Raw genomic sequence first — 3,295 nt, 5'->3', positions numbered from 1 at the left:
CACCCGGGCCGGGGTGGAGGCCAGTACGGCCCGCGCCCCCGCGTCGGGGTGGCTCCGGAGCGCGGTGCCGGCCGATCCTCCGTTCGCCCGATGCGGCATCGACCGTACGGGCATGCGGTCGGGTCTCGGGCGGCTGCTGCTGGGGGGAGTCGTCGGCAAGCACCCGCCGAGGCTAGAGAGCCCACCGCCGCTTGCCATCGGGGTCATTGGTGGCATGCGCCACAATTTGCCATGATCGGACCGGGCATTACCGGCGGTCGGCCAGGAACGGCACCGACCTCGCCAGTCCTACTTATCCTTGATGTCGGAAACAACCGGAGGAATCCGGCGCGAGACGCCCGCACGGGCTCGGGCGACGGCCCTCCTCCGTTCGGGCGACGGCCGCCCGCCGTACCGCCGACCCGCCGGCCCACCGCGCGGCGGAAGCCCAGGTCACCGGCGGGCGAGGTGTTGTCGCCGCCGCCCCGGCGGCGGCTCGGTACGATTCGGACGGTGACCGACAGCATGATCGACGAGCCCGTCCGCGGTGCCGGGCACCGCCCCGGTGACCGGCGCGGACTCGTCCTGGTGCTGCTCGCCGTGCTGCTGGCGGCGGTGCTGGCCGGCCACCGCGCGGTGCCGAACGTGCACGGCCTGGGCAGCCTGCTCGACAGCGTGACGCCGCCTGCTCGGCCTCGGGGTGCCGGTGCTGGCCCTGGCCGCGCTGCTGCGCCGCTCCCGGCGGGCGCTGGTGGCCGTCGCGCTCCCCGCGGCCGTCTGGGCGCTGATGTACGCCGGCGTCTGGCTGCCACCGGCCGCTGGCAGCGGTCCGGCCGGCATCCGGGTGGCCAGCCAGAACCTGCGCGCGGGCAATCCCGACCCCGCCGGCACGGTGGCCCCGCTCGCCGAGGCGGGCGTCGACCTCCTCGCGCTGCAGGAGGTCGACGACGCCGGCCGGCTCACCGCCGACCTGCGGCAGCGCTACCCGCACCGCGCGTCGGTCTCCACCGTCGCGCTGTGGAGCCGCTACCCCATCCGGGACTCCGCCGGAGTGGACACCGGGCTGGGCTGGACCCGCGCGCTGCGGGCGGTCGTCGACACCCCGCAGGGTGACCTGACGGTCTACGTGGTGCACCTCGGATCGGCCCGGGCCGGCGACACCGCCACCCGGGACGAGACCGTCCGCACCCTGGCCGGGGCGGTGCGCTCCGACCGCGCCGACCGGCTGCTGGTGCTCGGGGACCTGAACACCGCCACCACCGACCGGGTTTTCACCCCGCTGACCCGCCTGCTCCGCGACGCCCAGGCCGACGCCGGCCAGGGCTTCGGCTTCACCTGGCCCTCGTCGGTGCCGGTCACCCGGCCCGACCACGTGCTCTACCGCGGCCTCACGCCCACCACGGCCGACGTGCTGCGCACCCCGGACTCCGACCACCGGGCGGTGACCGCCGGCTTCCGCTGGTGACTCAGCGCCGCCCGTCGGCGGGCGTCACGGTCAACCGGTGCCGGCTGGCGTCGCCGCTGGAGAAGGGCCAGATCCGGTCGGCGTACTCGACCAGGTCGGCCAGCTGCTCGCGAGTCAGGCCCACCGACGAGATCGAGGCGTGCACGTCCGCCCGGTAGCGGCCGTCGTCGTCGCGGCCCAGCTTCGCCTCGGCGGTCACCTGCACGGTGTGCGCCTCGTCGGTGATCTCGCCGGCCGCCTCCACCGCCGCGTGGTGCAGGCAGGACGCGAACGCGGCGGCCAGCAGCTGCTCCGGCGTCAGGCCCGTGCAGTGCGGCGCGAGCGGGGACGCCAGCGCCGTGGACCAGCCGCCGTCGTCGGTGCGTACGTGACCGCCCGAGGCGGTCGCGGTGGCCTCGTTCAGCCAGGAACTGGGATCCGGCATCGCGTTCCTCCCGTCAGTCACCGGCCCGGGTTCCCGGACTCGATCGGGTGAAACGCCGGTCAGGCCGGTCCGGTGCGGGACCAGTCGTCGAGGGCGACCGCCTCGGTCGCCTCCGTCGCGGCGCGCTCGGTCCACTCGGAGACCGGGGCGGGACGGGGCCGGGGCACCGACGCGAGCATCGGCACGTACACCCGGGCGTCCACCACCTCGGCCAGCAGCAGCGCGGCCATCAGGCTGGTCGGCCGGCGGGACGGGTCGTCGGCGAGGCACTGGCGGCACAGGTCGGCCACCTCCGGCGGCAGCCCCTCGATCGGGGGCAGCGGCTCCGCCGCCACCCGACGCCGGGCACCGACCAGCTGGGTGGCGGTCGTCCCCGCCGCGTACGGCAGGCGGCCGGTGAGGCAGTAGTAGAGGAGCACGCCGAGGGCGTACATGTCGGCCGCCGGGGTCGCCGGCTGCCGGTCGAACTGCTCCGGGGCCAGGTACGCCGGGGTGCCCACCACCATGCCGTCCGGGCTGTGGTCGGGCGCGCCGGCCGGGGTGGCGATGCCGAAGTCGAGGACCTTCACCCCGGACGGGGTGAGCATGACGTTGGCCGGCTTCACGTCGCGGTGCACGATCCCGTGCGCGTGCGCGGCGGCCAGCGCGGCCGCCACCTCCGCGCAGACCCGGACCGCGATCCGCCAGTCCAGCGGCCCGGCGCGTAGGTGCGCGGCGAGCGTCTCGCCCTCGGCCAGTTCCATCACGATGTACGGCGCCTCGCGGCCGGGCAGCGTGGTCGAGGTGCCGAAGTCGTGCACGCTCGCCACGTTGGGGTGCACCAGCCGGGCGGCGTTGCGCGCCTCGGCGCGGATCCGCTCGACCGAGGTCTCTTCGCCCTGCTGCTCGGGGGACATCAGCTTCACCGCGACCGGCCGGTCCAGCACCAGGTCGTGCGCGCGCCACACCTCGGACATCCCGCCCAGGCCGATGCGCTGTGCGAGCTGGTACCGCCCGGCCAGCGTCCTCATCGACCCGCTCCTGTCTGTTTCGTGCCGCCTGCCCGGTGTGGCTGCGCCCTTCCGGAGCCGGTACCCGCGCTCCCAGCAGGGCAAACCCGGGGGCGGGTCGGCCGGAGCGGGCTCGGGGCCACCGCCGGTGCGGTAGCTTGCCAGCCAGGGGGTCCGGCGTCCGGCGTACCGGCCGCGACGCGCTTGCCTCGGCACCGACCCGGTGCACCGGTGGACGGAGGGGACGCGGATGGGCGAGGTGACCGTGCGCTTCGTCGGCGGCCGGCCCACGACTGGTCCGGGCGGTGCCGGCCGATCCGGGCGGCGAGCCGCCGGAGCGCTGGATCATGCGGCACCCCGACGCCGACCCGCCACCGGGTGGCGGCGGTCCGGACCACCTCTACGCGCGGGACCGGCCCGACGGCAGCGGGGTCTGGA

The 3,295-nt window shown here is 76.0% G+C and carries 4 protein-coding genes; 1 reads left to right on the top strand and 3 read right to left on the bottom strand.

All coding sequences use genetic code 11. The features are described from left to right. Nucleotides 1-432: 432 nt before the first annotated feature. Nucleotides 433-630: a hypothetical protein gene (locus JNW89_RS32135; RefSeq protein ID WP_238451913.1), complete on the bottom strand. Its 198-nt coding sequence runs from the start codon at nucleotides 628-630 to the stop codon at nucleotides 433-435. 55 nt (nucleotides 631-685) lie between these two features. Between JNW89_RS32135 and JNW89_RS32130 the strand changes: the two genes are divergently transcribed. Further along, entirely contained in the window at nucleotides 686-1,444 is a 759-nt protein-coding gene (locus JNW89_RS32130; protein WP_238451912.1) for an endonuclease/exonuclease/phosphatase family protein, read from the top strand. Between the two features lies 1 nt (nucleotide 1,445). Here the strand turns inward: JNW89_RS32130 and JNW89_RS32125 are convergent, their stop codons facing one another. Both JNW89_RS32125 and JNW89_RS32120 read right to left on the bottom strand, forming a co-directional pair. After that, complete coding sequence (locus JNW89_RS32125) at nucleotides 1,446-1,868, bottom strand: OsmC family protein (protein WP_088962435.1); 423 nt, start codon at nucleotides 1,866-1,868, stop codon at nucleotides 1,446-1,448. Nucleotides 1,869-1,927: 59 nt separating this feature from the next. Beyond that, a complete protein-coding gene (locus JNW89_RS32120; protein WP_238451911.1) occupies nucleotides 1,928-2,878 on the bottom strand; it encodes a serine/threonine-protein kinase in 951 nt (316 codons plus the stop codon). Nucleotides 2,879-3,295 lie beyond the last annotated feature (417 nt).

This window comes from Micromonospora sp. 4G55 (genome assembly GCF_016803375.1).
This window is presented reverse-complemented; position numbering and strand designations above follow the sequence as displayed.